We start from the raw sequence: 21,441 nt of genomic DNA on the forward strand, positions 1-21,441 counted from the left end.
TGCTAAGTGACTAAAGAAAAGGGGCTTAGAAGGTGTAAGAGCCAGGTTATTAAGATAATTATCAAAAGATTTACTAACAAGGGTGGTGTGTTTTTCTTGCTAAAGAAGCGATAAATACCAAACAGCAAAGCGGTGAGTAATAATAAAAGCAATCCGCTAAGGAAAATAGTAAAGACGGCTAAATACAAACAACTTGCGTTAAAATAAAAAGGCACAAAGGTTGTGGATAGCCCAGCGCCTTTACGATAACACAGACTAAAAAAATAATGCCGGTCATAAAGAATTAAAAAAACCATAGCATAAACTCTAAACGCATTGACATGACTTAATTTTTTTCGGTAATTCATCGTTTCTACCCTGCTGATGAAATCTTAGTACGAAATCCTACTGCCACATTCCTCCATTATTGGAGAATACTCCGCTTCCATTGCATTTTTTATTGCCTGCTCTGTTTTTTCCTGACCGCTAATACATTGCTCAAGAACGGATTGCCCAGAAAATTCGTGACTAAAAGCCACTAACATTTCTCTAAACTCTTGCTGTTCATTACTATCTAGCTTTTGATTGATAAAAATATCTGACAAGGGTAAGTGTTTTCTTTTAGCAATTTCTTTGGCAAAAGAGAGCAGGTCAGCATAAGTTGCCGAAGAGTCATCACCAATAAAAGTCGACCAAGCTGGTGGATTACCTTTTATATATTGAATTAAAACTTGTTTGCCTCCCTTAAGGCGCTCGACTGTACTTTTACACTGAGTAGAATAAGCGCCTTGTATCATTAAAGGGCGACCGTAATGATCAGTGAGCGAGTTTCTTAAAGCCTTTGTATCTCGTGCAGGCTCTATATCAACAATTTTTAAAGTAGAGCAAATCGTTTTTTCTGTACAGTACAAATAATCGATGGGAGACAAACCATCCTTATCGCGAATTTGGGTAGATGCACCAAGTTCTATAAGACGGCTAGCCACGTCTGCACGGCCAAGGATGACAGCATAGTGAAGTGCGGTTCTGCCTTTGTCATCCTGATAATTAACGCGTAGATCCTCTTTATAGACATCAATAAATTTATGTATTAATAACCCGCTTGATGGCAATAGCGTCAACAGGATGAGGAGGGATTTTTTACCGTATCGGGAACCATCACAAAGATTAGGGTCAATACGTTTAGGCATTAAGCTAAACAACCGTGCTACATCAATAAATCGTTCATTAGCGAGCAGGAAATGTAAAACTGGATTGTCCGGTGCCCAATCGGCATTAGGATTAAAATGATTTAAACGGATAAAAGACTGTAGCTTCTCATCAGAAAGACGCATAAAACTCAGTGAATTAAATTGTTTATTTGAGTAATAAAATGAATGCATGTGTATTTTTTGTTCGAAATGGTTTTTCCATATTCTATGCGATTTAAATACGCCATAGCAAATGCGAGGGTGTATTAAGAAGCAACTTATTGGGGAGCGGCTTCCATACTCGTCAGCTCAATCAACATCTCAGTATGATGATGTCCAGTATGAGCAATAAACATTTTCCCTGTGACAATTACTTTCTTGGTTAATAGATCTTTTTTCTCTTTATATTGCTCCGCCGTGAGTACCAATTGAAATTTTGTAGTACGCCGATCAAGGCGATATAACTTATCATTGTCGAGGCTTCGGCCTATTCCACAGTAAGATTTTTCAGTCGTCAAAATCCAGTAGGTTTCAGGCTCATCACCTTTTTGGATACTTTCATAATTAGGAAGACCAGGAAAAGTTTGCACCCCAAGCTTACCTTCCAACTTGATTTCTTTTCCTTCCATCAGACAGTTTTCAGCGCTGACTAAGGGGCTAAAAATAAGGAGGAGTAAACAAGCTACTATCTTCATTGATTTCTCCCTTTTACAAAACCTCAGTCAACAACATTTCTATGCTCCTCAAAAGCAAACAGAGGATCCTGATTTCTATGAATGAGACGTGTTTTTGCGCCTCTAAAATTGCTGCGGACTTTACTCAAGAACATAGTCCACCCTATCCTGTGGCAAGTTGTTCGCGATCAACAACAATGACTTTAATATCGGTTAACTCTTGTAAATGATTAATTTGATATTGCCATAAATCGCTATCACCACCTACGCCAGGAATTAGAACCAGTGTTTGTTTCATGGTAAGCCTCCTTGCGAAACTCAGACCCCTTATGGCAACACCGCTCAAAATTAGTATAGGGTATAGTAACTTCGGTAACTAACTTTGCTTATTGGTAGAAGGAATTGATGGAATATTTTCTTCTATTCTCTTAATCATATAAGGGAAGAATGGATTCGATGAAAGACGCAGAATCGAATCCAGGCTAACAATAAGTACATTGCGCTCCCCGCGAGTAGCTGTTGCTCCCAACTGAATTCCATAGTTTTCAGTTGGATCAGGTTTTAAGCCATAAAGCCCATCCGTGATTGGGAAAGGTATAGCAACATGCGACAAAGAATAAACCTCTTTGGGATAAGATAACCCTAAAGGACGGCGTTGTTCATTAACAGCCCCCGCTTCCGTGATAGATTCGACCACCGCTTCGCTATCTACGTTAACATTAGTGATAATTGTTGTCCGAAATTTCCTGGGTGGTGGATTTAAAAGGCGCGTCAACGCAGCATCTGCAGCAGGGCGCAATAAAATACCGAATTTTGCAGCTCTATTGAGATCAAACAATACCAATTCACTGCCATTAGCGGGAAGTTGAGCATAAAAAGCAGAAACTATAGCACGAGTGCTGACCGTAAAATCCATGACGGATTGGAAAGTAAGTATGGGAGGAAGTTGACTGAGTTGACCACGGCGAATCAAGCGCAAAATTTGTTGCTGTAACTCTGTTGTTAGACAGTAAGATTGCCGCGCACCATTGACAGGAAAAGAATTATATTTAAACGGATTGAATTCAGGAAGGATGCTAAGCCATGCTGCTTTTGCAAAGGCAGGTAATAGAGCAGGCAAACCAGCAAGTCCGGCAAAACGCGCGAAACGGGTAATACCAATCATCGGTGAAATCAATATAATTTTATCGGGGCGTGTGAGTTTTTCATCTTCAAGTGCATCGAGAGTGTACTTTAATGCCAGTGCTCCCCCATTAGAAAACCCGACAAGATGTAAAGGCCGAGACGGACCCACACGTTTCCGCGCCTCCCTGATTGCTAATCGTGTTGCCGCTAACCAATCCTCCCATTTAACATCGGTCAAAGCAGCAGGAACGGTACCGTGTGCCGGTAATCTAATCGCAATAGCCACATAACCATGCTCACGATAACGCCGAGCAATATGGCGAAGACTATAAGGGGAGTCCGTTAGTCCATGTAAAAATACAACAGCCCCAACCGGCACCCCCTGCGGTTCAAGTAGATAAGAATGATTCCAATCATGAGGAAGTTTTCCAGGGTAAACTGGACTACCATCAAAATATCGATTTACTGGAACACGCTCTTCCTTGTTTAATTTGAGAGTAACTTCTCTACGGACAGCTTCAAATAGCGTATTCTCAGCCTTGATATATTGTGACCAATCCAATTGTTCAAGTTCTTCCGCCTTTAAGTCTTTAGGAACATAAGTATGCCAAATTTCCAGAGGAGGGCCACGTAGCGAATCATAGATCCTTATGGCTAGCAACGTTACTATGACGATGCAGAGTAATTTTAATACTGATTTTAATATCGTGAAAAGTTTAGTGCGCACTCGTTCAACTCACTTTGACCATCAGGAATTACAGGCACTACCGGTTCGTTTAACTGCAACTCCACACATCCTGTTTTTAAAGATACTACCATACTTCCACTTTAAAAGACTTGCAAAATCGAGCAATGTTAAGCCATGAAATTGGAAATTGGATTCAACAACTTTAGGCGATGAATGGCGGAGGAGAGAGACAATAAGCAGTATACCAATCTCAGCAAGGTCCTGGCTGAACAGCCTCGTTTATTGTACAACTCACAAATGCCTTTTCAGCAAACCAACGAGCATAAGCGTGCCTATCAGGTGTCAGAAAAAGCTTTAAAATCCCAACCAATTTTTTCATTTTGGTTGAATGCACCTAATTCAATCTGTTTCGCTTGCGCAAGTCCCCTGATCATCCATTCTACAATTGCTGAGTTTCCTCGGCCTACTGGTTGTAACCTGGCTAAACTGCTCTAAACCCTGAGACGGTTCCCAGGTTAAACACACTTGAAAATAAGGTTCAATCAACTCAAATTGCACTTCGGTCATCATTGGTACCGTAAGATAGTAAGTACATTCTCATCTTCGATAAAAGGCACTTCTGCGCCTACATTTTTACTATGTAAATGCTACTTCTCCTCCGAATTCATTTTAATTCTTATCCTATAAATAAAACCATTATAACTGTCCTTATTAGGTTGTTTATCGATCGCGACAAGAGGATTTTCCTGACTAAGTAAAGCGAAAACCTGTTCATAACTTTTATCTTTTTGAGTGGGCAGATCTTTATTGACGTTAAAGTCATCAGCGGCAGAAAACCCCGCTTTATTAAATAGACTGAATTGATGTCGAAGAGGGCCTTGTTTTAAGTCTTTACCTGCTTGTCGTCTTTTACTGGCTAGAAAAGCATAAGCACAAAACCTACTCCTGTCCTCAATACTTCTTCTGGACAAGGAATATCGTCACGTACTTGTGGTTTTTGTTGTGGGAAATGGGGTATCAAGGAGCGATAATTCAGTAAACTCATATTGATCTATATTTTAGCATCATGACAAAGTAATTTCCCTTCACCCGTATTTAGGATTGTTTTTAAAATAGTGATAACGTATCTTTTTAAAAACATTAGGTGCAATAAAAATCGCTCAGGAGCTCCCTTGTTTACACAGTTTTTCACTATCGGGTTACTGATGTTGCTGGCCGTGATGTCACCCGGACCGGATTTTGCCCTTGTTACTAAAAATACAGTATTACATTCTCGTGAATCCGGATTCTTCACCGCCCTTGGTGTAGCCTTGTCCAATTTAATTCACATCAGCTATTGTTCTTTAGGGCTTGCTTTTGTTATCTCAAATTCCATCTTACTATTCAGCCTTATTAAATACCTTGGTGCAGCTTATATACTGTATCTTGGAGTCACCTCCCTACTATCCAAACCTGCAATTCATTTTGTAGACAAAAAAGGAATGCAAATTAAAAAAACATCACTGCCCAAAGTCACCGCTTTTCGCCAAGGTTTCTTATGTAATCTGCTAAATCCCAAAGCCACTTTATTTTTCCTTGCGTTGTTTACTACTATCATTAAAGCGGAAACGCCGACTGTGTGGGTTTTGATTTTTATTGTTGAAATGTTTGTTATCATCACGTTGTGGTTTTTTACCTTAACGATGATTTTGTCCCATCCTAAAGTAATAAAATTACTGGAAAAGAGCGAAAAGTACATTGCCAAGATTTTAGGCCTATTCTTAGTGAGTTTTGGAGTTGCCCTAGCATTAGTAAAACGATGAGAGATGACGCGATGATAACCGTTACCGTTATTGGTTCTGGGGCAATAGGCAAATTTTATGGAGCCCTGTTTACTCTTGCAGAACTTCATGTCTGTCATCTTGAGCGTTCTGACTTCTCAATTTTACAGCAACAAAAATATTATGAACTTGAACTGCCAGATGGCACTGTCATAGAAATTACACCGAAACAAATTGTGAAAGATTATAAACAACTACCTAAATCTGACATCATTCTTATTGCACTCAAAACCACTGCAAATGAAGTCTTAAAAGAAATCCTGCCTTATGTTCTTAAACCTGAAAGCAAAATTCTTGTTTTGCAAAATGGGATTGGTAACGAAGAATATCTCGTCTCTTTCATCCCCAAAAGCTGTTCTATTCTGTGCGGCGTAACGACAACAGGCGCTACTCGCATTAAGCCAGGATATATCAAGATAAAATACCTGGGTGAGCTAAAGTTAGCCCCTTTTCTCACAGGGCAATCAGGTGGAGAGGAGATTAAGCAATTACTTAAGTCTTCAGTCCACCATGCAATGTATCCGAAAATTCAACTCGCTGAAAACCATCGCATTCTTCGTTGGACAAAATTATTATGGAATACTCCATTTAGCAGCTTAGCGGTACTATTTAATACCTCCGTTGATGCCCTCGCTACACAAAGCCATTATCAAAAAATTGTACGTGCACTCATGTATGAAGTTTGTCTAGTCGCTAAACGGGATGATGCCGAAATTGCGAATAACATTGAGAAATTGCTGGCAGCGACTGCAAAATTGCACGGCTTTTATCCCAGCATGTACGTTGACTTTCAAGAAGGCCGGCGGCTTGAGTCTCAATATATTGTGGCTAATGTTATCGATTATGCAAAAACACATGGACTGGATACTCCTGTATTGTCCTTTATTTATGAAAAATTATTAATGCTGGAAAAAAGTGCCCGAGCATTCACATCCAGTGAGCAACAAGAAATTTTTCGGTTAATCACTCGGTTAATAGAATAATCCAACGCCTAACTGGTATTGGCATCTTTACTTGGGGTTTTCTTAATCACCTATTCCTATTATCCTTCGCCAATTTGCAGATGCGAGAATAATACACATTAGAATTAATGCATGTTATCAGTTAAAGAAATTATCGATTTTTAAAAAGAAGAATCATCCGGGCGCTCTCTTTTTCCTCCTGAACGAAAACAGGAAAGGGCTAGAGAGCCAGGAAGCTTAACGTGAAGCAATACTGTCTTTAACAAAATAAACCAACAAAATAGCTAGCAAGAGGAAAAATGGCAGTACCCATAGATAGGTAAAAAAATCCGTAGAGAAGACTGTTAAAAATAAAAAAGGAATAAAGAGTAACAAGGTATTAAATAAGAAAACGGCTGTATTCAATACACTAACAGCAACTCCTCGCGTTAACGCTGTTGAAATCTCACTAACGATTGTAAAAAACAGCATTGAGCCAGATAGAAAAAACCCTATAAAAAACGAGACAACTTTACTGATGACGAGTGTATTAATATTGAAATGCGGCAGATAAAGGCCTAGTAATAATAGCATCGTCCCTACACAGAGAGTAACGTGGATGATCATAACTCTGGATTTTATTTTATTAGAGAGATAACCCCATAGCGGAGTCCCTATTCCAGTACCCCAAAAGATCATACCGCCAATAATAACTGCTTGAAGATTGTCTACAGCATAATAGCTCTGCACCCGCAAGTACCAAAGACCCGCATAGGCTAAAAGCACCCCAAACGAAGTTGCAGCTGCAATAGCGCTGAGTAAAATTTGTCGGTTGTTAAGAACAACTGCTAACGATTGCTTGAGGGAAAGCGTAGTTTCCTGCTTATAACCTGAAGGGGATTTAAGCAGGAGTAACGTGAGGAGTAATAAAATAAAGCCAAATCCTGCTAAACCATAATACAAGTCATTCCAGCTATGGGTAATTAAGGCCAACGTGAAATAATAATGAATAATAGCTGCGCAAATACAAGACAATGTTTGCGTAAAACCAAACAAAATAGGAAATTTTTCTGCCGCAAACCATCGAGCGATCAACACTGCCGCAGCTACAAAGGCAAAGGCAGCGCCTAGTCCTTGTAAGAAATTGGCCAGGGCATAAACAGTGAGTGTCCCTGCCAATGAAATAATAATATTGCCTATAGCCAACAAACACACCCCGCTACTTACCACCAGGCGCGCATTCCATTTATCAAGTAAATAACCTGCGGGGATTTGCATGCATGCGAAACCTAAAATAAATGCGCCACTGGCAATTGACACACCTAAATTGCTGGTATGCAGAGAGGCTTTAATCGATTCAGCAAAAACTGCAGATGCCGTGTTTAAACAAAACGAATAAACAACAAATAGGGTGACAACAAACCACACGATGTATCCATAATATTTTTGCATACCTTCCCTTACAAAATTAGCGGACTATTCTCTTTCTCACCCTTTTCCCACACTTCCCTGACTTACGGTTAAATTAAGGCAAAATCGGAAGTATTGATTTCGTACAATCCACCTCATTCAAAATGGGAATGCAGGTAATTGATTAGCCTCTGTCAACCAAAATTGATGATGCCACTTGTCATAGATTGAGACCGGCATTTTACTTTGTTTAAACTCAGCAAAAGATAGATCACATAAAAGCCATTTCAGGAACGTAGCACAAACGGTTGGATTAATGAGTTGGCCTTTTTGATAAATTTCTTCAAATTTTTGATGCAAGTGAAAAGAGGTTGTTTCTCTTAATATTTTTTGAATATGGGTATCAACCTCTCCCGGAATTACCGTAGAAACCCCGATATTTCTTTCCTCTAACTCTTTTCTCACGATTGCTGCTACTTCATCCAAAGCAGCCTTGCTTGCACAATAAGTGGAGCCCTCCTTAAGCTTCAAGGTGGCAGCCCTTGATGTAAGGTACAAGATGCGGGATTCTGCCGGCATTTGGGTACTAAGCAGCGCCGTTAATTTCATTGGCGCCAGCAAATTAACCATGAGCTCTTCATCAATACTCCCACAAGTATATTGTTCTAAAGGCCGGGGAGGACTTTTCATTCCCGCATTTTGCACAGAAAGAGACAGGGGCAAACCAGTCTTCTTAATCGTTGATGCTACATTCTGTATATCATCATTTTTGGTAAAATCGGCCTGAATAGGGATGAAATTGTGAAAAAGAGCCTGTGTAGTTTCCAAACTCGCAAGATCACGCCCTGTCCCAAAAACAAGCCACCCATTGCTTAATAAATTCTTACTAAGCGCCAGTCCAATTCCATGGGTAGCCCCTGTTACTAACGCTGTTTTTTTCATGATTAGTTTTCTACTCAAAAGATACAATCTACGAAGTTTAAAATAGAAAATCAAATTTTAACCATCACTCATACCGTTACCCAAACTCACTAAAAAAAGGAAGCCTGCCTTTTTTTGCCAAAACAGAAAAATCATTTATATATTTGGCGAATGAACCCGAGAATCATGTCGGAGATATTCTATTATGGAAGGAGAAAACGTAAATTTAAAATAAGTTTCACTCTAACCCCAGAAAAACCTGGCATCTGAATTGAATACACGCGTTAGTATATAAAATTCGGTTCCTTCAGGGTAATGGGTTAATACGCACTCCATAAGATGCCTACCCTTTCCCTTCCCTCGCACTTCAACGCCAGCCTGGGCAATATAGACAACCGGTTTGCCATTAACCGTTTTCGCATTAAAGTGAACAAAACCTATTCGATGTTTTTTACCGTCTCTTTCTTCATAAGCAACATAAGCATGCATTTTTTCAGAGGGATCATTCCACTCCTGCATTGCACCTAATGAAGCCGCAACAGAGTAATGATATAGAGGTTCTTTATATAAACCCTCTCTTAATATAGAGTCCTCTTTTTCAATAAATTCCTTTTTTCTTGCTTTAATATCCGGAGCTAAATCAGGCTTTTATTTATAAGAATCATAAATAGCATTTCGATAAAAACTATACATACTTAACGCAGAAAGGTTCACTCTATTTCTAGCTACTTTATTCAATATTAACCTTCAATTTAACCTTTTTTCGAATTCTAATTAGGCGGTACATTTCTGTCAATTTACATAGACTTTAATCTTTTTCTAATCATAAAATATACGCTACAACTATTTTCTCGCCACATCCGATAGAATTCTCCGGATAAACAGAGGAATACTTTTTTATCTAGCCTAACTCAGAGTATAATCCCCGATTAAGCCATTACCATCAGGATGATCATGAGCTGTTTATTTTGCAAAATTGCAAGTGGAGAAATTCCATCGAAGATGGTATTTGAAGATCCGGAAGTTATCGTCATTCATGATATTAGGCCACAAGCGCCAACACATATGCTGGTAATTCCGAAGCAACACATTGCAACAATTAATGAAGCCGATAGTAAGGATGAGCAATTATTAGGTCGCATGATACTTACTGGAAAGAAAATGGCTAAAACTGAAAAACTAAGTGATGATGGATACCGATTAGTTTTCAATGTTAATTCCGGTGGCGGGCAGGAAGTTTACCACATTCATTTACATCTACTGGGCGGTCGTCAGATGACATGGCCCCCAGGCTAGGACTCATTACAATGCAGGAATTATATAAAGAAATTATTAAAAGACTGGGTGAGGACGTGAACCGCGAAGGCCTGCGCGACACCCCCGAACGTGCTGCAAATGCCCTACGCTACCTTACTAAAGGGTACAATGAAAATCTTGAGGACATTATCAATAATGCCTTATTTGAATCAGATATGAGCGAGATGGTCATTGTAAAAGAAATTGAAATGTACTCCATGTGTGAACACCACCTATTGCCCTTTTTAGGAAAATGTCATGTAGGCTATTTGCCTAATGGTAAAGTATTGGGTTTATCTAAAATCGCACGTATCGTTGATTATTTTGCTCGCCGTTTACAAATTCAAGAACGCCTGACTAGTGAAATTGCTTATTGTATTGCATCAATTACTGGTGCACGTGGTGTAGCAGTAGTGATGGAAGCAAAACATTTATGTATGATGATGCGCGGTGTAGAGAAGCAAAACTCCATTATGACAACTTCAGTTATGTTAGGTGAAATGCGTGATAATCCCGCCAGCCGAAGTGAATTTTTGCGTCTAATTAGCCGAGTCAGCAGTTTATCCTAAGCGCTCGTTTGTACTGAATAAATTTTTAAAAAAATATAAAAATAGCAGCGCGCTTGAATAAACGCGCTGCGGTATGATTTTACTCTTCTTCTGTGGAGGAAGGCTGAACTTCGCTGTCTAAAGATTCGTCGTCCATCGCTTCAACGGGTGCTGCTTTTTCATTACCAGTCGCAGCTGCTTGCGGTTTATCTTTCCACTCCAGCTTGACTCGTCCCTGCTTATCAACACCTGCCACAAAGACTTCTATTTCCTGACCTTCACTTAACACAGATTCAACCTTCTGAGAGCGATCGGCACAAATCTGAGAAATATGTAAGAGACCATCTTTACCAGGCAACAAATTGATAAAGGCACCAAAATCCACAATCTTGCTGACTTTTCCTTTGTAAGTTTGCCCTACTTCAACTTCAGCAATCAGCGCCTTGATTTGGCGTTGTGCTTCTTCCAAGGCCTCAGCGTCAGGAGAAAATAGTTGTACAGTCCCACTATCATCAATATCAATAGCGACACCAGTACTTTCAATCAAGCCTTTAATTGTAGCACCACCTTTCCCAATAATAGTGCGAATTTTATCTTCAGCAACTTTCATGGTGGCAATTCTAGGAGCATGTTGGGACAATTCTTCACGGTGCTCAGATAAGGAATTGTTCATTACGCCAAGAATATGAATCCGTCCAGCTAAAGCTTGATCCAGAGCCTGCTCCATAATTTCTTTGGTAATCCCGGTAATTTTTATATCCATTTGCAACGCAGTAATCCCTTTTTCAGTACCTGCAACTTTAAAGTCCATATCGCCTAAATGATCTTCGTCACCCAGAATATCGGTTAAAACCGCAAAACGCTCACCTTCTTTAATTAACCCCATGGCAACACCAGCAACAGGTGCTTTCAGAGGTACGCCGGCATCCATTAAAGCCAAGCTGGTACCACAAACTGTTGCCATCGAACTTGATCCATTGGACTCGGTAATTTCAGAAACAACACGCAATACATAGGGGAACTCAGTCGCAGTTGGGAGCACCGCTATCAAGCTGCGTTTAGCTAAACGGCCATGACCAATTTCTCGCCGTTTCGGGCTACCAACCATACCAGTCTCGCCAACTGAATAAGGAGGGAAATTGTAATGCAGCATGAATCTGTCTTTGGATTCACCACTCAAGCTATCCAAAATTTGGGCATCCCGCTCATTACCCAATGTTGCCGCAACGATCGCCTGAGTTTCTCCACGAGTAAACAACGCTGACCCATGTGCTCTCTCCAGGCATTTTGTACGAATCGCAATGGGACGTACAGTTTTCTGATCACGCCCATCAATACGTGGCTCTCCATCCAAAATACGGTTACGTACAATTGCTTTTTCCAAATTCCGTAGCATATCGACCACAGCGTCTTTATTGACTTCCTCGTGTTCGCTGCTGATTTTTTCAACGATTTCTTGCCTTATTTCAGCAAGACGCTGATAACGTTGTTGCTTATCCTTCAACAAATACGCCTGGGTAACTGCGGAAGTAGCCAACTCGGCAACTTTCGATTGCAAGGCTGCATCGGTTGGAGACGCAACCCAATCCCAAGCGGGTTTACCAGCTTCTTTGGCGAATTCCACAATTGCCCGAATAACAGACTTCATCATTTCATGGCCAAATAATACCGCACCAAGCATAACTTCTTCGCTCAGCTCTCGTGCTTCTGACTCAACCATCAAAATAGCGTCATGTGTACCTGCAACAACCAAATCAAGCTCTGATTCTGCAATTGCTTTATACCCAGGATTTAACAGATAGACACCCTCTTTATAACCCACACGTGCAGCACCAATAGGCCCCTGGAAAGGAACACCTGAAATCGCAAGTGCAGCAGAAGCGGCAATCATTGAAACGATGTCAGCTGGTACTTCAGGATTCAATGACATGACAGTTGCAATAATCTGTACTTCATTGTGGAAACTCTCCGGAAATAGGGGACGAAGAGGTCTATCCATTAAACGGGAAGTCAAGGTTTCACTTTCGCTGGGACGTCCTTCACGTTTATTAAATCCACCAGGAATCTTTCCTGCTGCATAAGATTTTTCCTGATAATTAACCGTCATAGGGAAAAAGTCATTCCCTTCAGCCCCATCTTTCTTGGCAACTACAGTAACGAGAACCTGCGTTCCGCCCATACTTGCAAAAACAGCGCCATCAGCTTGCCTAGCTATTTCACCAGTTTCAAGTACTAGCGTGTGTTCACCGAATCGTATTTCTTTAGTGATTTTAGCCACGTAACTCACCTCTTTAAATTGTTATAATGAAAAAAAGGCGCAGAAAACTGCGCCTTTTATTTGACCTGAGAATCGAGCAGACTAGTCCCATTAGCATGGTTCCAAACGCTCAATAGGAATCCCGTAAGCCGAGATTTTGAATCAATGTTTGATAACGAGCCTGATCTTTTCTCTTCAGATACTTAAGCAACTTACGGCGCTTGTTTACTAATTCTTGCAAACCACGTCGTGAGTGGAAATCTTTTTTATTGTCTTTAAAATGATCGGTTAAGTATTTAATCCGACTACTCATTAGAGAAACTTGAACTTCAGGCGAACCAGTATCTTTATCAGCTCGCTTATATTCATTAACAATTTCTGCTTTTTGTGCGCTAGTTAGCGACATTATTCACTCCTGAGGATAAGCTAAGTGTTCATTCAAAGGGGAGCATTCTATCAAGGCCAGCTCTTTGACACAAGTATTAGCTGAGAATTTGTGCAATATTTATTGACTTTTCCCTGCATAAAAAAACGATAAAGCCATGACACAACCTATTCTCGTTGTTGGCAACATCGGACTGCTTTCAAAACGTGCTGGCAACTAATTACTCGAGTCCTGCAACAGTCTCGCTAGTCAATAAACGTTTTACTGTTACAGTACCTGACAACTGAATTTCTCCCAATCCGACAAACCGGCCCTCATCATCATGAAGACGAACACAGCTGTTATACAAATTGGAACCGCTTTTATCAACAAGGACTTTTCCCTGCCGTAGAGCAACGACTTCTTCTCTATTTAAAACTAAAACCGGTAAATAGGATACCGCCCGCTCCATGGGCAAAAGACAAGCTAATCGTTGTGTGGCTGTTTTATTCTGCAAATCATCTATATTGTACATTGGCTCATCAGCAAACCCTGCTGTATGCACACGACGAAGTCTGGTCACATGCGCTCCAACCCCCAGTCTATCACCAATGTCTTCAATCAGATTACGGATATACGTGCCTTTACTGCACGATACTTTAATATCAAATTCCTTATTGTTAAATCTGGTTAAATCCAATTGATGAATACTAATTTCTCGTGCGGCACGCGCAACATCAACGCCCTCACGTGCATATTTATAGAGGGGAGTTCCGTTGTGTTTTAAAGCCGAAAACATGGAAGGGACTTGTTGAATCTTGCCTTTGAATTGCTCAAGGACAGTCAGTAGCTGAGCATCGGTCAGTGTAAAATTAGAGATTTCCTGTGTGATCTCACCCCAAGCATCGGCAGTATTCGTTTTGATACCCAGTAAGCCAGTCGCTTCATAGCATTTATCCGCATTGAGAAGATATTGGCAGAATTTGGTCGCTTCACCAAAGCAGATCGGCAACATACCTGTTGCCAATGGATCCAGACTTCCTGTATGTCCTGCTTTTTTTGCTTGAAATAATCTTTTAACCTGCTGCAACACAGCATTAGACGACAATCCCTGTGGTTTATTAAGCAGCAAAATACCGTTTACAGACTGCTTATTCTCAATCTTGTTCATCATCAGTGTCTGAGGGATTAGCTTCATCAATCAACCGAGTTAATCGCCTGCCATATTCTATTGATTCATCATATACAAAATGAAGCTGGGGAACGGTACGCAATTTTACTGACCTCGCTAAAGCAGAACGCAAATAGCTTGCAGCCGCATTAAGAATTCCTGCCGTTTGCTCTACATCATCGTTGAACACGGTAAAGTAGACCTTTGCGTGCCCCAAATCGGCAGAAACCTTTACTGCTGAGATAGTAATAAAAGCTGGCAATCGCGGATCTTTGATTTCTTGTTGAATGATTTGCGAAAGCTTCCTCTGCATCATCTCTGCAACACGGTCGGTTCGCTTAAAATCCTTACTCATAAATCACGCTTTATTTCAATTGTCTCAAACACTTCAATTAAGTCGCCGGCCTTAACATCATTGTAATTCTTCACACCGATACCGCACTCAAATCCTTGGCGAACTTCAACAACATCATCTTTAAATCGCCTTAATGATTCCAGCGTGCCCTCATAAATAACGACGTTATTTCTGAGTACACGAATTGGATTATTACGCTTGATCATACCCTCAACCACCATACAACCAGCGATGGCTCCCAGTTTGGGCGAACGGAATACGTCGCGGACTTCTGCAATACCGATAATCTCTTCTTTAAATTGGGGAGCCAACATACCCGTTAGAGCACCTTTGACTTGATCAACGATGTCATAGATGACGCTGTAGTAGTGCAAGGAAACAGCTTCCTGTTCAGCCAATTTCTTAGCACCGCTGTCAGCCCGGACATTGAACCCAATTAAAATTGCATTAGAGGCGATAGCTAAATGGACATCAGATTCAGTAATACCACCTACACCACTGGCAATAATTTCAACTTTCACTTCGTCAGTTGATAATTTCACCAAAGCATCAGCAATCGCTTCAACTGACCCCTGTACATCAGCCTTCAAGACCACATTCAATACTTTTGCTTCTGCAATCGTCATGGTTTCAAAGAAGCCATCAAGAGAAGTTTTTTGTCGTCTAGCCAGCTTAACATCACGGAACTTTCCTTGACGGAATAAAGCCACTTCCCGGGCTCGTTTCTCATCAGGAACAACAACTGCTTCATCACCAGCGTGCGGGATAGCGGATAAACCAAGCACCTCAACTGGAATGGAAGGACCAGCACTGTCAACCAGGCTGCCATTATCACTGACTAAGGCGCGAACACGACCATACTGCAAGCCAGCGAGTAAGATATCACCTTTATGCAAAGTTCCATTTTGTACGAGCACAGTAGCCACAGGACCACGCCCCTTATCGAGTCGTGATTCAATCACCACCCCTTTTGCTGCACCATCAGTATTGGCTGTTAATTCCAACACTTCCGACTGCAACAAAACAGCATCCAGTAATTCGTCTATACCTGACCCAGATTTAGCCGAAATTTTTACGAACATTGTATCTCCGCCCCACGACTCAGGAATTACATCATAGGCTGATAGTTCGTTCATAACCCGATCCGGATCAGCATCAGGTTTATCCATTTTATTAACAGCGACGATAATTGGCACGTTAGCCGCTTTGGCATGTTGTACAGCTTCAACGGTTTGTGGTTTAACACCATCATCTGCCGCAACAATCAGAATGACGATGTCAGTAGCCTGCGCTCCACGAGCACGCATTGCAGTAAAGGCAGCATGACCCGGCGTATCAAGAAAAGTAATTTCACCTTTTGGTGTGCCCACATGGTAAGCACCAATATGTTGGGTTATACCACCCGCTTCACCGGCGGCAACCTTGGTACGTCTGATATAGTCAAGTAAAGAAGTTTTACCGTGATCCACATGCCCCATAATGGTTACAACAGGAGCACGAGCTTCTGTTTTACTTCCTTTATTCAATACATCGCCCAGTGTATCTTCGATAGCGTTTTCTTTTACTATTTTTGACTTATGCCCCATTTCTTCAACAACAATGGCAGCCGTATCTTGATCGATAACCTGGTTGATGGTCGCCATAGCCCCAAGGCCCATCATTATTTTAATAACTTCAGCAGCTTTTACCGACATACGTTTAGCCAATTCAGCTACAGTGATTGTTTCCGGTATTAATACTTCATGTACCATAGGTGCAGTCGGCATAGCAAAACCATGGGTCAATGCCTCTTCGGCCTCGCGATATTTCTCTGATTTTTCACCACCCCTGCGCTTCTTAACTTTACTGCGCTTATGACGCATTCCAGAGCCTTCCTCGTCTTCACGCTCAGGAGCCTGATATTTACCTCTCTTGGTGCCCCGCCCTTTTTTGAAATCGGACTCAACCTCAGAATCACCCCTATCGCTTTTATCACCCGGCTTCTTTTTAGCAGCCTTCTCAACTTTTTCTTCAGCAACAGGTTGCGTCAGAACTTGATCGGCTACGGGGAGAATTTCTGGGCTAATCGCTTCTTCTGCTTCAGCAACTAATTCTGGCTCTTCAGCAGCTAACTCCACTTGCACACTTAGCTCTTCAGGTAAGGCTTCAATTTCAGCTCCAGCTCCAGATTCAGCAACAGCTTCAGTATCAGAAGGTTGTGCTACAATATCTTCAACTGGTGCAGCAATATCTTCTTCATGCTCAGTTTCACTTTGCTGATCAAGCAAGCTACTACGTTTGACGTAAGTTCGCTTTTTACGGACTTCGATATTCACTGTTTTGCCACTGTGCACGTCATGGCCAACAGTTACTTGAGAAAGGCTCTTGCGGCGAAGAGTAATTCGCTCCGGAGTTGCGCGTGTTTCTCGGTTAGAGCTACCTTTAAGATGAGTTAACAGAATACGTTTCTGTTCTTCGTTGACTGTCTGTTGTTCATCACTAAAAGATAACCCTGCTTCCTGTAACTGGTTCAATAGGCGTTCAACAGGGATACCAACGACTTGAGCCAATTGTTTAACCGTCACATCCGCCATAATTTAATCCCCTTTCAGCAATCCCGCATAGAAACTGCTCTAATTCTAAATACTATGAGCTCAAAATTCACTTTATAATCAAAGTACTATAAGCATACACCTTGATAATCTGCTAATGTTTGAAGCTGAAATTTTCCAACCCCGAACAATCTCATTAATTCTTATCGAAACCACGGCTCACGCGCCGTCATAATCAGTTTGGCAGCTTGCTCTTCTGTCATACCATGAATATCAAGCAACTCATCAACCGATTGTTCGGCAAGCTCGTCCATCGTTGTAATCCCTTTGGCTGCCAAGCTAATAGCTAAAGCCTCCGTCATCCCGTCCATTTCCAGAAGTGACTCAGTGGGAGTGCCTGCCAGGCCTTGCCCAGAAGTTAACGCCTGGGTCAATAGAGTATCATTTGCCCTGTTTCTTAATTCATCAACAATTTCTTCGTCAAATTCTTCAATAGCAAGTAATTCTTCTTTGGGAACGTAGGCAATCTCTTCCAGAGAAGAAAATCCATGTGTCACCAAAAGATTGGCGATTTCTTCATCAATTTCCAACGTTGTAGTAAAGAGATTAACAATTTTGCTCGACTCTTCCTGACTCTTGTTATTAAATTCTTCAACCGTCATTACGTTCAAAGTCCAACCGGTCAGTTGACTGGCTAGCCTTACATTTTGTCCGCTTCGGCCAATCGCTTGTGATAACTGATCTTTCTGTACTGCCAGATCCATTGTGTGGCTATCTTCATCAACAACAATCGAGGTGATATCTGCAGGTGCCATAGCATTAATCACTAGTTGTGCTGGATTGTCATCCCATAAAATGATATCAACACGCTCACCACCCAACTCGCCGGAAACAGCCTGAACGCGAGCGCCACGCATTCCTACACAAGCACCCACGGGATCAATACGACCATCATTGGTTTTAACAGCGATTTTAGCCCTATTTCCAGGCTCTCGCGCAGCAGCTTTAACCTCAATAACATTCTCACCAATTTCAGGTACTTCTATTCGAAAGAGTTCTACCAACATTTCATTGCGAGTACGGCTAACATACAGTTGTGGCCCACGTGCCTGAGGTGTTATCTCGTATAAATAGGCACGTACTCTGTCATTCGGTCTAAACATTTCATTCGGTAACATTTCGTTACGTGGCATAAATGCTTCTGCTTTACCACCCAAATCAATAATGATGTTATCTCGTGTGACTTTTTTGACTGTACCATAAACAAGTTGACCCAGCTTATTCCTGAATTGATCAACCACTTGTTGCCTTTCTGCCTCACGAACTTTTTGCATAATAACTTGACGGGCAGTTTGCGCAGCGATGCGACCAAATTCAACTGACGGCATAGGCTCTTCAATACGTCCGCCCATTTCAATTTTTGGCTGGCGCTCCTTGGCTTGAGCGAGCGTTAATTGCCGTTCAGGAAACTCCATCTCTTCATCAGCAACAACATCCCAATACCGGAAAGTTTCATATTCGCCAGAACGAGGATCAAGCTTTACTCTCACACCAATATCTTTATCAGTGAGTTTACGAGTGGCAGATTCAAGCGCTGCTTGGATTGCTTGCAATACAACATCTTTGCTCACACCCTTTTCGTTAGATAATGCCTCAGCAACTAATAACAATTCTTTGCTCATTGTTCGCCTCACTCGCCTGTCAAATTTGCTTTTACTATTTGGGAAAATAGTACTTCCAGTTGCTCATCACCCACTTTTAATATCAACTGATCATCACTAACAGTCATAAGAGTACCAGACAGTTTACGTCTACCTGCTACGGGTTTAAACAATTTTACCTGGATATCGCACCCCAGATAACGCTTATACTGCTCTTTATTGAACAGCGGGCGAGGTATTCCTGGGGAAGATATCTCTAAACTATAATTTCCCGAGATGGGATCTTCCACATCGAGAAGCGCGCTAACCTGTTTGCTAACTCGCTCACAATCCTCGATACCAATGCCACCGACTTTATCTATGTATATACGTAGCAGCGAATGTTTTCCCTGTGATAAGTATTCACATCCCCAAAGCTCGTAACCCAAATCCTCGATTATCGGCTTTAATATTTGTTCAATTTCGCTCTGTATCATATGCTACCCGACTACCTACTTTTCCTGGATTGACATTGATTCAGGCATATTTTTCGAAATGATTATTTGGGAACTACTCTAATGAACATCATTGCCCATGGCCCCAAATATAATCTTAAAACAGAGCTTGAGTAATTCACCACCGCCTGACTGATAGCTTTTTATCGCTCATTACCTGTTTGAGCATAATAAAAAACCCCAATGATGGGGTTTTTAATAGTGGTAGCGGGGGCAGGATTTGAACCTACGACCTTCGGGTTATGAGCCCGACGAGCTACCAGGCTGCTCCACCCCGCATCAACTGAGGGCAAGTATACTCACCCTCCCTTTATTTATCAAGCTTTTTTTATCAGTTGGACGATATTAAGAAATTAATTATTCCTTCCGAATTTGAGTTGTTGCGATTTCGCTAGCCGCCTTGTTTATAGCCTGATATTCGGGCCGCCTAATTTAACCGACAGGCCTCCATGACCACTGCACCGGTGGGCGAATCGCCCCTGCCTGCACAGCTTATGGCTTGATATTAGAGCATTGCAGCGAAGTCCAGAAAATCAAGCCATACAGGCTAAATAGAAATCCCAACAGCCCCTAGCCAGCAAACGCGTTAATACAGGCCGTTATTAGCGCTGAAGGGAAAATACCCAGGAACAGTAGGGACAGGCAATTCAAAGAAAATACAATTTGGGTTGGCATAGAAAATCGCACCGGGGTGCTATCACTAGCCTCATCAAAGTACATCACTTTAACAATGCGCAGATAATAATAAGCACCAATAACAGCGAAGAAAAGGCCAAGTACCGCAACCCAAGTCATGTTAACATCAACCAACGCCTTTAAAACCAGTAACTTGGTAAAAAAGCCCACGGTAGGTGGAACCCCTGCCATTGAAAACATGACTATCAAAAGCATGAAGGCAATCCAGGGATTTCTCTTATTGAGGCCTTTCAAATCATCGACCTGATCTATTTCGACACCCTTATTTGATAAAATCACAATCAATCCAAAGGCAGCAACGGTCATTAACGAATAAACCAGTACATAATAAAGCGCTGCAGCATAACCAGCATCACTCGCTGCCAAAAGACCAAAAAGCGAGTAGCCAATATGGGAAATAGCAGAATAAGCCAAAAGTCGCTTAATATTAACTTGGGTAATTGCAAACAAATTACCCAGTCCAGTCGATAACAAAGCCATTATCAACAGTAACTGCTGCCATTGCGGTGAAATACCCGCCAAACCTAGCGTTAACAAACGTAATGCCATGCCAAGCGCGGCTATTTTAGGCGCAGCACTAATAAAAAGAGTGACTGCACTTGGCGCACCTTGATAGACATCCGGTGCCCACATGTGAAACGGCATAGCAGCTAATTTGAACCCTACACCCACCATAATAAATACTAAAGCAAACGACAGCAGAGTACTGTCCTGCTGCCAATTGGCAGCAATGGCATTAGCAATATCAAGCAAATCCAGTTTCCCTGTCGCGCCATACAACAAGGACAAACCATACAAGAGCATGCCAGAGGCAATCGCCCCCATCACAAAATACTTCATGGCTGCTTCTGATGCGTCGCTGTTTGTACGGCGAATTGCAGTCATTGCATATAAAGGCAAGGAAAGTAACTCCAGACCTAGATAAATTGTCAGTAATGAATGAGCTGAAACAAGTACCATCATTCCTAACGTGGAAAACAGGCCAAGAACATAGTAGTCGCCTGCAGGCATTTGACGCTCATCAATGTAGCGCTGCGAATAGAAAAAACAGAGAAAAACACTAAGATAAATAAATAATTTCATCAGCTGTGCAATATCGTCACTTACATAAAGACCGCCAAGGATTACCGTCTTGAAACTACCAAGTAACATAAAACTTACACCAGCGGCTAAAGCCAGTCCAGCAATTGCACAGGCAAATGCAATCGAAGCGTAGCGATGTCGGAAAAAAAGATCACCCAACAAGGCTATACAGGCGGTGACTAACACAATCATCTCTGGTAATGCGATGTGTAGATTCTCAAGTAATGATACTGTCAT

20 protein-coding genes, 1 tRNA gene and 2 pseudogenes are annotated in these 21,441 nt (G+C 41.5%); 4 read left to right on the plus strand and 19 right to left on the minus strand.

All coding sequences use genetic code 11. The features are described 5' to 3' along the window. Window positions 1-2 precede the first annotated feature (2 nt). The 6 genes from ACN4Z1_RS00235 to ACN4Z1_RS00260 form a co-directional block, all read right to left on the minus strand. Window positions 3-347: a hypothetical protein gene (locus ACN4Z1_RS00235; protein WP_228363697.1), complete on the minus strand. Its 345-nt coding sequence runs from the start codon at window positions 345-347 to the stop codon at window positions 3-5. Between the two features lie 24 nt (window positions 348-371). After that, window positions 372-1,313 carry an ankyrin repeat domain-containing protein gene (locus ACN4Z1_RS00240; RefSeq protein WP_419387971.1) on the minus strand — a complete coding sequence of 314 codons (942 nt, stop codon included), beginning with the start codon at window positions 1,311-1,313 and terminating at the stop codon, window positions 372-374. A 134-nt stretch (window positions 1,314-1,447) separates the two neighbouring features. Then, complete coding sequence (locus ACN4Z1_RS00245; protein ID WP_228363695.1) at window positions 1,448-1,864, minus strand: DUF4431 domain-containing protein; 417 nt, start codon at window positions 1,862-1,864, stop codon at window positions 1,448-1,450. Window positions 1,865-2,006: 142 nt separating this feature from the next. After that, window positions 2,007-2,141, minus strand: coding sequence for an alpha/beta fold hydrolase (locus ACN4Z1_RS00250; protein ID WP_255673136.1), 135 nt, complete (start codon window positions 2,139-2,141; stop codon window positions 2,007-2,009). Window positions 2,142-2,219: 78 nt separating this feature from the next. Then, on the minus strand, window positions 2,220-3,695 hold the full coding sequence (locus tag ACN4Z1_RS00255) for an alpha/beta hydrolase (protein ID WP_228363694.1): 1,476 nt from the start codon (window positions 3,693-3,695) through the stop codon (window positions 2,220-2,222). Between the two features lie 608 nt (window positions 3,696-4,303). Further along, on the minus strand, window positions 4,304-4,627 hold the full coding sequence (locus ACN4Z1_RS00260; RefSeq protein WP_419387972.1) for a hypothetical protein: 324 nt from the start codon (window positions 4,625-4,627) through the stop codon (window positions 4,304-4,306). Between the two features lie 201 nt (window positions 4,628-4,828). Between ACN4Z1_RS00260 and ACN4Z1_RS00265 the strand changes: the two genes are divergently transcribed. Together ACN4Z1_RS00265 and ACN4Z1_RS00270 are read left to right on the plus strand one after the other, a co-directional pair. After that, window positions 4,829-5,458: a LysE family translocator gene (locus tag ACN4Z1_RS00265; protein ID WP_228363693.1), complete on the plus strand. Its 630-nt coding sequence runs from the start codon at window positions 4,829-4,831 to the stop codon at window positions 5,456-5,458. Between the two features lie 11 nt (window positions 5,459-5,469). Continuing rightward, entirely contained in the window at window positions 5,470-6,459 is a 990-nt protein-coding gene (locus tag ACN4Z1_RS00270) for a ketopantoate reductase family protein (RefSeq protein ID WP_419387973.1), read from the plus strand. Window positions 6,460-6,675: 216 nt separating this feature from the next. Here ACN4Z1_RS00270 and ACN4Z1_RS00275 read toward each other — a convergent pair whose 3' ends face one another. The 3 genes from ACN4Z1_RS00275 to ACN4Z1_RS00285 all read right to left on the minus strand — a co-directional run bounded on the left by ACN4Z1_RS00275 (window position 6,676) and on the right by ACN4Z1_RS00285 (window position 9,267). Beyond that, a complete protein-coding gene (locus ACN4Z1_RS00275) occupies window positions 6,676-7,869 on the minus strand; it encodes an MFS transporter (protein WP_228363691.1) in 1,194 nt (397 codons plus the stop codon). A 117-nt stretch (window positions 7,870-7,986) separates the two neighbouring features. Beyond that, the gene (locus ACN4Z1_RS00280) at window positions 7,987-8,769 is read right to left on the minus strand and encodes an SDR family oxidoreductase (RefSeq protein ID WP_228363690.1); all 783 of its coding nucleotides are present in this window, start codon (window positions 8,767-8,769) and stop codon (window positions 7,987-7,989) included. Between the two features lie 222 nt (window positions 8,770-8,991). Next, window positions 8,992-9,267: a hypothetical protein gene (locus tag ACN4Z1_RS00285; RefSeq protein WP_228363689.1), complete on the minus strand. Its 276-nt coding sequence runs from the start codon at window positions 9,265-9,267 to the stop codon at window positions 8,992-8,994. 435 nt (window positions 9,268-9,702) lie between these two features. On the opposite strand from ACN4Z1_RS00285, the gene ACN4Z1_RS00290 reads away from it, so the two are divergent. Together ACN4Z1_RS00290 and folE are read left to right on the plus strand one after the other, a co-directional pair. Beyond that, complete coding sequence (locus ACN4Z1_RS00290; RefSeq protein WP_115220172.1) at window positions 9,703-10,044, plus strand: histidine triad nucleotide-binding protein; 342 nt, start codon at window positions 9,703-9,705, stop codon at window positions 10,042-10,044. Between the two features lie 11 nt (window positions 10,045-10,055). After that, complete coding sequence (folE, locus tag ACN4Z1_RS00295; RefSeq protein WP_181879294.1) at window positions 10,056-10,613, plus strand: GTP cyclohydrolase I FolE; 558 nt, start codon at window positions 10,056-10,058, stop codon at window positions 10,611-10,613. A 79-nt stretch (window positions 10,614-10,692) separates the two neighbouring features. Here the strand turns inward: folE and pnp are convergent, their stop codons facing one another. The 10 genes and pseudogenes from pnp to nuoN all read right to left on the minus strand — a co-directional run bounded on the left by pnp (window position 10,693) and on the right by nuoN (window position 21,441). Further along, the gene (gene pnp / locus ACN4Z1_RS00300; protein WP_228363688.1) at window positions 10,693-12,870 is read right to left on the minus strand and encodes a polyribonucleotide nucleotidyltransferase; all 2,178 of its coding nucleotides are present in this window, start codon (window positions 12,868-12,870) and stop codon (window positions 10,693-10,695) included. A gap of 109 nt (window positions 12,871-12,979) precedes the next feature. Next, window positions 12,980-13,255, minus strand: a complete 276-nt coding sequence (rpsO, locus tag ACN4Z1_RS00305) for a 30S ribosomal protein S15 (RefSeq protein WP_115220169.1) — start codon at window positions 13,253-13,255, stop codon at window positions 12,980-12,982. Window positions 13,256-13,454: 199 nt separating this feature from the next. Next, window positions 13,455-14,384: a tRNA pseudouridine(55) synthase TruB gene (gene truB, locus ACN4Z1_RS00310; RefSeq protein ID WP_228364085.1), complete on the minus strand. Its 930-nt coding sequence runs from the start codon at window positions 14,382-14,384 to the stop codon at window positions 13,455-13,457. Continuing rightward, window positions 14,371-14,739, minus strand: a complete 369-nt coding sequence (gene rbfA, locus ACN4Z1_RS00315; protein ID WP_115220167.1) for a 30S ribosome-binding factor RbfA — start codon at window positions 14,737-14,739, stop codon at window positions 14,371-14,373. Before rbfA ends, truB begins: the two co-directional genes overlap by 14 nt. Next, window positions 14,736-16,751: pseudogene (infB, locus tag ACN4Z1_RS00320) on the minus strand (translation initiation factor IF-2); the annotation flags it as partial. The pseudogene infB and the gene rbfA, both read right to left, overlap by 4 nt. Before the next feature lie 251 nt (window positions 16,752-17,002). Continuing rightward, window positions 17,003-17,312, minus strand: a pseudogene (locus ACN4Z1_RS00325) (translation initiation factor IF-2 associated domain-containing protein); the annotation flags it as partial. 161 nt (window positions 17,313-17,473) lie between these two features. Then, window positions 17,474-18,952, minus strand: coding sequence for a transcription termination factor NusA (gene nusA, locus ACN4Z1_RS00330; protein WP_115220165.1), 1,479 nt, complete (start codon window positions 18,950-18,952; stop codon window positions 17,474-17,476). A gap of 8 nt (window positions 18,953-18,960) precedes the next feature. After that, a complete protein-coding gene (gene rimP, locus ACN4Z1_RS00335) occupies window positions 18,961-19,407 on the minus strand; it encodes a ribosome maturation factor RimP (RefSeq protein ID WP_115220164.1) in 447 nt (148 codons plus the stop codon). Between the two features lie 220 nt (window positions 19,408-19,627). After that, a tRNA-Met gene (locus tag ACN4Z1_RS00340) sits at window positions 19,628-19,704 on the minus strand. A gap of 291 nt (window positions 19,705-19,995) precedes the next feature. Further along, window positions 19,996-21,441: an NADH-quinone oxidoreductase subunit NuoN gene (nuoN, locus tag ACN4Z1_RS00345; protein WP_228363686.1), complete on the minus strand. Its 1,446-nt coding sequence runs from the start codon at window positions 21,439-21,441 to the stop codon at window positions 19,996-19,998.

Source organism: Legionella sp. ST3F1, from assembly GCF_048553315.1.
GTDB lineage: Bacteria > Pseudomonadota > Gammaproteobacteria > Legionellales > Legionellaceae > Tatlockia > Tatlockia donaldsonii.

Bases quoted from the DNA above. Each gene is read 5' to 3' on its own strand.
- truB (WP_228364085.1), bottom strand. From the start codon at position 14,384: ATGAACAAGATTGAGAATAAGCAGTCTGTAAACGGTATTTTGCTGCTT.
- ACN4Z1_RS00290 (WP_115220172.1), top strand. From the start codon at position 9,703: ATGAGCTGTTTATTTTGCAAAATTGCAAGTGGAGAAATTCCATCGAAG.
- ACN4Z1_RS00240 (WP_419387971.1), bottom strand. From the start codon at position 1,313: ATGCGTCTTTCTGATGAGAAGCTACAGTCTTTTATCCGTTTAAATCAT.
- rbfA (WP_115220167.1), bottom strand. From the start codon at position 14,739: ATGAGTAAGGATTTTAAGCGAACCGACCGTGTTGCAGAGATGATGCAG.
- ACN4Z1_RS00270 (WP_419387973.1), top strand. From the start codon at position 5,470: ATGATAACCGTTACCGTTATTGGTTCTGGGGCAATAGGCAAATTTTAT.
- ACN4Z1_RS00275 (WP_228363691.1), bottom strand. From the start codon at position 7,869: ATGCAAAAATATTATGGATACATCGTGTGGTTTGTTGTCACCCTATTT.
- folE (WP_181879294.1), top strand. From the start codon at position 10,056: ATGCAGGAATTATATAAAGAAATTATTAAAAGACTGGGTGAGGACGTG.
- rpsO (WP_115220169.1), bottom strand. From the start codon at position 13,255: ATGTCGCTAACTAGCGCACAAAAAGCAGAAATTGTTAATGAATATAAG.
- nusA (WP_115220165.1), bottom strand. From the start codon at position 18,952: ATGAGCAAAGAATTGTTATTAGTTGCTGAGGCATTATCTAACGAAAAG.
- nuoN (WP_228363686.1), bottom strand. From the start codon at position 21,441: ATGACAGTATCATTACTTGAGAATCTACACATCGCATTACCAGAGATG.
- ACN4Z1_RS00280 (WP_228363690.1), bottom strand. From the start codon at position 8,769: ATGAAAAAAACAGCGTTAGTAACAGGGGCTACCCATGGAATTGGACTG.
- rimP (WP_115220164.1), bottom strand. From the start codon at position 19,407: ATGATACAGAGCGAAATTGAACAAATATTAAAGCCGATAATCGAGGAT.
- ACN4Z1_RS00285 (WP_228363689.1), bottom strand. From the start codon at position 9,267: ATGCAGGAGTGGAATGATCCCTCTGAAAAAATGCATGCTTATGTTGCT.
- ACN4Z1_RS00250 (WP_255673136.1), bottom strand. From the start codon at position 2,141: ATGAAACAAACACTGGTTCTAATTCCTGGCGTAGGTGGTGATAGCGAT.
- ACN4Z1_RS00245 (WP_228363695.1), bottom strand. From the start codon at position 1,864: ATGAAGATAGTAGCTTGTTTACTCCTCCTTATTTTTAGCCCCTTAGTC.
- ACN4Z1_RS00235 (WP_228363697.1), bottom strand. From the start codon at position 347: ATGAATTACCGAAAAAAATTAAGTCATGTCAATGCGTTTAGAGTTTAT.